The 6556-nt window shown below is 70.9% G+C and carries 8 protein-coding genes; 4 read left to right on the top strand and 4 right to left on the bottom strand.

The window, feature by feature from the left end:
* Positions 1–149: 149 nt before the first annotated feature.
* Positions 150–1289, bottom strand: a complete 1140-nt coding sequence (locus tag ACFFCN_RS09640; RefSeq protein ID WP_375491069.1) for an Mrp/NBP35 family ATP-binding protein — start codon at positions 1287–1289, stop codon at positions 150–152.
* Positions 1290–1318: 29 nt separating this feature from the next.
* On the opposite strand from ACFFCN_RS09640, the gene ACFFCN_RS09635 reads away from it, so the two are divergent.
* The 4 genes from ACFFCN_RS09635 to ACFFCN_RS09620 all read left to right on the top strand — a co-directional run bounded on the left by ACFFCN_RS09635 (position 1319) and on the right by ACFFCN_RS09620 (position 3704).
* The gene (locus ACFFCN_RS09635) at positions 1319–1798 is read left to right on the top strand and encodes a MarR family winged helix-turn-helix transcriptional regulator (protein ID WP_375491067.1); all 480 of its coding nucleotides are present in this window, start codon (positions 1319–1321) and stop codon (positions 1796–1798) included.
* On the top strand, positions 1795–2475 hold the full coding sequence (locus ACFFCN_RS09630) for an AzlC family ABC transporter permease (RefSeq protein ID WP_375491065.1): 681 nt from the start codon (positions 1795–1797) through the stop codon (positions 2473–2475). Before ACFFCN_RS09635 ends, ACFFCN_RS09630 begins: the two co-directional genes overlap by 4 nt.
* Positions 2472–2777 (top strand): AzlD domain-containing protein, encoded by a 306-nt coding sequence (locus ACFFCN_RS09625; RefSeq protein ID WP_375491064.1) that lies wholly within the window; start codon positions 2472–2474, stop codon positions 2775–2777. Before ACFFCN_RS09630 ends, ACFFCN_RS09625 begins: the two co-directional genes overlap by 4 nt.
* A 66-nt stretch (positions 2778–2843) precedes the next feature.
* Entirely contained in the window at positions 2844–3704 is an 861-nt protein-coding gene (locus ACFFCN_RS09620; RefSeq protein WP_375491062.1) for a hypothetical protein, read from the top strand.
* A 40-nt stretch (positions 3705–3744) separates the two neighbouring features.
* Here ACFFCN_RS09620 and ACFFCN_RS09615 read toward each other — a convergent pair whose 3' ends face one another.
* The 3 genes from ACFFCN_RS09615 to ACFFCN_RS09605 form a co-directional block, all read right to left on the bottom strand.
* The gene (locus tag ACFFCN_RS09615; protein WP_375491060.1) at positions 3745–4275 is read right to left on the bottom strand and encodes a DUF1003 domain-containing protein; all 531 of its coding nucleotides are present in this window, start codon (positions 4273–4275) and stop codon (positions 3745–3747) included.
* A complete protein-coding gene (locus tag ACFFCN_RS09610) occupies positions 4268–5551 on the bottom strand; it encodes a magnesium transporter MgtE N-terminal domain-containing protein (protein WP_375491059.1) in 1284 nt (427 codons plus the stop codon). The genes ACFFCN_RS09615 and ACFFCN_RS09610 overlap by 8 nt, the downstream gene beginning before the upstream one ends.
* Positions 5552–5644: 93 nt before the next feature.
* Positions 5645–6097 carry a hypothetical protein gene (locus ACFFCN_RS09605; protein ID WP_375491057.1) on the bottom strand — a complete coding sequence of 151 codons (453 nt, stop codon included), beginning with the start codon at positions 6095–6097 and terminating at the stop codon, positions 5645–5647.
* Positions 6098–6556 lie beyond the last annotated feature (459 nt).

The following is a 6556-nucleotide window of genomic DNA, read 5'->3' as shown; positions in this document are numbered from 1 at the left end:
CCTCGTGGCGCCCCCTACCCCCCCCCACGCGGGGTGTTGATCACGGGAGGGGTAACGGCAGAGGGCGAGCGCGGTCGCGTCAGCGCGAGGGCGTCAGCGCGGTCGCCTCAGCGCGAGGGCGTCAGCGCGGTCGCCTCAGCGCGAGGGCCTCAGCGCGAGGGCGTTAGGCCCAGCGAGCGGCCCACCAGGCTGCGCGAGCGGGCGGCCAAGGTCTCGGCCACGGCGTTGAGTGCCTGCGCGGCGGGCGAGTCCGGCGCGGTGAGCACCACCGGTGCACCGGAGTCACCGCCCTCGCGCACGGTCTGGTCGATGGGGATCTGCCCGAGCAGCGGCACCCGGGTGCCGGTCGACGCGGCGAGCGAGTCGGCGACCGCCTGACCGCCGCCGCTGCCGAACAGCTCCATCCGGCTGCCGTCGGGCATGTCCAGCCAGCTCATGTTCTCGACGACGCCGACGATCTGCTGATGCGTCTGCAACGCGATCGAGCCGGCCCGCTCGGCGACCTCGCGCGCGGCGAGCTGCGGGGTGGTCACGACGAGCAACTCGGCCGCGGGCACGAGCTGTGCCACCGAGATCGCGATGTCTCCGGTGCCGGGCGGCAGGTCCATCAGCAGCACGTCCAGGTCGCCCCAGAACACGTCCGCGAGGAACTGCTGCAGCGCCCGGTGCAGCATCGGCCCGCGCCACACCACGGCGGTGTTCCCCGGGGTGAACATGCCGATCGAGATGACCTTCACGTCGTGCGCACTCGGCGGCATGATCATCTGGTCGACCTGCGTGGGTTTGCCGGTGACGCCGAGCATGCGCGGCACCGAGAAGCCGTAGATATCGGCGTCGACCACCCCGACGGACAGGCCCTTCGCGGCCAGCGCAGCAGCGATGTTGACCGTCACCGACGACTTGCCGACGCCACCCTTGCCGGAGGCCACGGCGTAGACGCGGGTGCGTGATCCGGGTTGCGCGAACGGGATCTCGTTGGCCGGCGCATCCCCGCGCAGCTTGGTGCGCAGCTCCGTGCGCTGCGCGTCGCTCATCACGCCGAGCTCGACCTGGACACCGGTGACGCCGTCGACCCGCGAGACCGCCGCAGTGACGTCGCGCGTGAGCTTGTCCTTCATCGGGCAGCCCGACACCGTCAGCAGCACGCGTACCGCGACCACACCGGCCTCGGACACCGTCACGGACTCGACCATCCCGAGCTCGGTGATGGGTCGGTTGATCTCCGGATCGTCGACCGTCGACAGGGCCGCGCGGATCGGACTTTCCAGGCTGGCGGAGGGCTGGGGCACGTCTTCGATGGTACGTAGGATCAGCCGCCGTGAGCCCTTCGCCCCCGCCGGAGCCGAGCGACGCCACACTGCGTCCCGGGGACTGGCGGGTGGACATCTGGCGCGCCTTTCTGCGCGCGCACGCTGAGGTCGTACGCCAACTCGAGCGTGACCTCATGGCCGACGTCGGGATGCCGTTGCCGTGGTACGACGTGCTCCTGCAGCTCGTCGAGGCCCCCGGACACCGGTTGCGGATGGCCGACCTTGCCGACCGCGTCCTGCTGTCCCGATCCGGCCTGACCCGGCTCATCGACCGGCTGCAGGCCGCCGGTCTGGTGCGCCGCGCGCCGAGCCCGCACGACGCGCGAGGCACCTACACCGTCGTCACCGAGGACGGCATGGCTCGGCTGCGCGCTGCTGCGCCGTTCCACCTCGCCAGCGTCCAGCGCGCGTGGATGCAGCACTTCTCCGACGACGAGTTGCGGACGTTGGGCGAGCTGTTGGAGCGGGTCCGACCCGTCGCGGAGTGAGCGACGCGCCGGACGACGGCGGAGCGCGACGCGGCGTCGTACGCGACGCGCTCGGTGTCGGCGTCGCCGTCGGCAGCTACGGCTTCGCGTTCGGTGCGGCATCGGTGGCCGCAGGCCTGTCCACCCTGCAGACCTGCCTGCTCTCGCTGCTCGCTTTCACCGGCGGCACGCAGTTCGCCGTCGTCGGCGTGGTGGCCGGCGGCGGCGGTCTCGCGGCCGCGCTGACGAACGGGTTGTTGCTCGGCTCGCGCAACACGCTGTACGCCATGCGGCTCGCGCCGATGTTGCAGGTGCGCGGCGCACGCCGGCTGCTGGCAGCGCTCGGCACGATCGACGAGTCGACGGCGATGGCCACCGCGCAACGTCGACCCGAGCTCGGCCGGCTCGCGTTCTGGTGGACCTTCGCCGGTGTCTTCTTTTTCTGGAACGCCTCGACCCTGCTCGGGGCGCTGACCGGCTCGCTCATCGATCCGGTCAGTGTCGGGCTCGACGCCGTCGTGCCGGCGGCCTTCCTCGCGCTGGTCGCGCCGCAGTTGCGCAAGGGCGCGGTCGAGCGCCGGATCGCGGTTGTCGCGGCGCTGATCGCGCTGGCGTTGATCCCGATCACTCCGCCCGGGGTGCCGGTGCTCGTCGGCTGCGCGGCGCTCGTGCTGGCCGGCCGGATGCGGGCGTCATGAACCTGTGGCTGCTGGTGTCGACGACGGTGATCGGCTGTTACGCGCTCAAGCTCGCGGGTTACTTCGTGCCACCCGCCGTGCTCGCGCACCCGCAGGTGCGTCGGTTGGTGGAACTGCTCCCGGTGGCGCTGCTGGCGGGACTCGTGGTGGTCGAGGCCGTCGCCGACGGGCGGCACTTCGACATCGACGGACCACGTCTTGCCGGCTTCGCGGTCGGCGCGTTCGCGGTGTGGCGCAAGGCGCCGTTCCTGGTCGTGGTCGTCGTAGCGGCTGCGACCGCGGCTTTGTTACGGCTGGCCTGAAAGGTGCGGATCCGGCTCGCTGTGGGTACGCCGTGCAGGACCTGCTTGCCGATCATGGAGGCTCGGATGACCGAAACCAGGCGTTCCACCGCTGCGCGCGACGACGTCAGCGTGCCCGGCGCCAAACGGCGATTGGCGCGCTCCCGTGGCGTCGGCAGCGGCTTGGTTGTGCTGCTGCTGGGCATCTGGGGCGCGTTGATCCCGTTCGTCGGCCCCTATTTCAGCTTCTACTACACGCCGAAGAAGGCGTGGCACTGGGAGGCCGCGCGCGGCTGGCTCGAGGTGTTTCCCGGCGCGGTCGCCTTCGTCGGTGGCCTGTTGTTGCTGGTCAGTGCGAGCCGCGCCGCCGCTGTTTTCGGCGCCTGGCTGGGGGTGCTGGCGGGCGCGTGGTTCGTCGTCGGCCTGCCGCTGGCGACTGTCCTGCACATCGGCTCGCCCGGCAACCCCGGTGGCACGCACCGCAGCGTCACCGCGCTGGAGACGTTGTTCTTCTTCTTCGCACTCGGTGCGCTGATCCTGTTCTTCGCGGCGACGGCCCTCGGCCGGTTGACCGTGGTGTCTCTGCGTGACGTGCACGCCGCCGAGCGACGCCACGACGCCGCGCTCGCCGAGCGGGACGCCGTCGAGCGCGAACGCGTGCACCACGACGATCACGTCAGCCGGCGCGAGGCGAAGCGTACCGACGCCGACCGCGACGGGGCTGCTGCCGAGCGTGGTGGTGAGCGCCGTGACGTCGGTCGCGACGACGTGCGACGCGACGAGGTCGGCCGCGACGGCGAGGCGGTGCCGCCGCGGCACGGCGACACCGTCGGTGAGCACGCGGCGGGTACCGGCCCGGGCGCACCGGGCGGCGCCCACGAGGCGCAGCCGGGGACGGACGTGCCGACGAACCAGCCGCCGCCGTACGACCAGCCGCCGCAGCGCTGAGCGCAACCGGCCGGCCGCGCAGTGCGGTCGGCCGGTTGACTCAGTCGAGCCGTTCGGCCTCGCGGTCCTTGTCCTTCTCGCGGTCCTTGTCGCGGTCGCGGCCGGCCTCAGCACGCGCGAGCTCGGAGCGCAGGAAGTCGCGGGTGGCCACCTCACCCAGCGCCATTCGGATCGCCGCGATCTCGCGGGCCAGGTAGTCCAGGTCGGCCTTCGATTCGCGTGCTTCTTCGCGGTCGGAGTCGAGGTTGACGCGGTCGCGGTCGTCCTGGCGGTTCTGCGCGAGCAGGATCAGCGGCGCCGCGTAGGAAGCCTGGAGTGACAGCACCAGCGTCAGGAAGCCCAACGGGTACGGGTCGAAGTGATAGATGCCCGGGATCATGTTCTCGACGAGCCAGAGCACGATGATCACGGATTGCACGACCAGATAGCGGCCGGTACCGAGGAACCGCGCGATGCGCTCGGTCACCCGGCCGAACGCCTCCGCGTCGTAGCTGACCAGCGGTCCGCGGCGCTGCTGGCGCGGCTGGTCCAGTCGGGCAGACTCTGCGCGCGTCGTCCGCCGCTCAGCCATGGGGCACCGCCGCAGGAACGCTGCCGGCCGGTTCCTCCGGATCGGCGTCACGCCAGCCCTCGGGCAGGATGTGGTCGAGCACGTCGTCCACGGACACCGCGCCCACGAGGCGGTCGTTCTCGTCGACCACCGGCACCGCGACGAGGTTGTAGATCGCGAGGTGTCGCGTCACGTCGCTGAGCGTCGCGTCCGGGCGCAGCGTGCCGGTGTCCTTCTCGCAGATGCCGCTGACGAGCGCTGCCGGCGGTTCGCGCAGCAGCGCCTGGATGTGCGCAGTGCCGAGGAAGCGGCCGGTGGGCGTGCCCTGCGGAGGCCGCACGACGTAGACCTGCGCCGCGAGCGCGGGGGAGAGCTCGGGATTGCGTACCCGGGCGAGCGCCTCGGCGACGGTCGCATCCGGCAGCATGATCACCGGTTCGGAGGTCATCAGGCCGCCCGCAGTGAGGTCGTCATAGGTCATCAGTCGGCGTACCGGCTCGGCCTCGTCCGGCTCCATCAGTTCCAGCAGCCGTTCCTGGTCGGCCGCGGACATCTCGCCCAGCAGGTCTGCCGCGTCGTCGTCGTCCATCGCCTCGAGGATGTCGGCGGCGCGTTCCTCGGCGAGCGAGGCGAGCAGTACCACCTGGTCGTCCTCGTCCATCTCCTGCATGACGTCGGCGAGCCGTTCGTCGTCGAGCGCGGCAGCGATCTCCTTGCGCCGCTTCTCGGTCATGTCGTTCAGCGCGGTGGCCACGTCGGCCGCGCGCATGTCGGCGAGCGTGGCCACCAGGGCGTCGGTGCCCTGCGCGCTGCCGGATAACGCGAGGCCGTCGACCTCGTTCCACTCGACCTGGATCAGCTGGCCGCGGCGGCGGGTCAACCGGCTGACCTGGGCACGCACGGCGAGGCGGGAGAGCACCCAGTCACGGTTGCGCTCGCGCTCCATCGCGACGTCGACGACGCTGGCGATGCGACCGTCGTCATGCAGCGTGACCGAGCGGTCGAGCAGTTCGCCGACGACGAGGACTTCGGTGGTACGCCGCTCGAAACGCTTCATGTTGACGGTGCCGGACGACAACACGACCTGGTCGGGTTCGATGCGGGTGACTCGGCCCATCGGCACGAAGATGCGGTGCCGGCTGATGACCTCGACGACCAGGCCGAGTACACGTGGCGGGCGGTGGTCGGCCCGCAACATGGTCACGGCGTCGCGCACCTTGCCGAGCTGGTCGCCGCCCGGGTCGAAGACGTCGATACCGGCGAGCCGCGCGAGGAACACGCGGTCCCCGCTACTCATCCCGGGGACCCCGCGGAAACGCGAAGCGCTCTTGCGGAGCGTTTGCGTGGGGCGAGCTCACGTCGCGTCCCGGTTGATCGTCACCCGAGCAGATTAGCCGCCGGATGCCGGCTGGACCGGCCGCGGCCGCGGCCGCGGCTTGCCCGGTGCGTCGGGTCGCGACGCGCGGAGCTGCTTGCTCACCACCCGACCGCCATCCCGGAGCCGGACGACGAGAGTGTCGTTGTCGAGCTGCGCGACCCACCGCCGGGCCTGACTTGTATCGATCCGGTAGTGGTGGACGAAGGCCATGGCCGACAGCACCCAGGGACCTTGACGCGATCGCGACGAAGGCCGGACGAAGACGGCGTGTGCTTCTCCGACGTCGACTGCGCGCAACCCCAGCACCTGTTCCGTAGGGTCGAAGAGCAGTTCGACCGCGCCGGGTGAGCCCAGCAGGGCGTACGACGCGGCGTTGATCGTGATCGTCCCGCGCCGTTGGATCGTGACGTGCGGCTCTCTCGTAAAGGGCGTCTGCGACTTACGAAAGGTCTCGAAATGCGACACTCCGTCCCCCCGTCGGGAGTGTGACCGGCATCCTTGCCGGCTTGTCGGCCAGGCCATCAGCCGCGGATATGTCTTCTACCGGACACGGCTCGTGCTGTCCAGAGGCAGCGTCATAGAGCGCGGTTCAGACACTTCCGTGGACACCTTCGCAGAATTCGCACCGTTTGGGTGACAGTGCCCGAAATGCGCAGTACATGTATGCGTGATGGCTGCCACCCAATCCCGGTGCGCGTTCGAGCCGAACGCGGAAGCTGCTGTGCGCCCGGGGTGCGCGATATGGGTGCGGATGGCCGTCACGGCCGCGCTCACCTTCGGGGCTTGGCTGCTCCTCGCCCTGCTGGGCAACACCAGTGCGCAGGCGGACGCGGTGGCGCCTTCGGCGGACGACGCGCCGCCCGGCGTCACGGCACCGGTCACCCACGCGGCGGCACCGGTCACCCACGCGGCGGCACCGGTCAC

The organism is uncultured Jatrophihabitans sp. (assembly GCF_964246335.1).
Taxonomy (GTDB): Bacteria; Actinomycetota; Actinomycetes; order Mycobacteriales; family Jatrophihabitantaceae; genus Jatrophihabitans.
The sequence above is the reverse complement of the archived record's forward strand: the minus strand, read 5'-3'. Positions and strand labels throughout refer to the sequence as shown.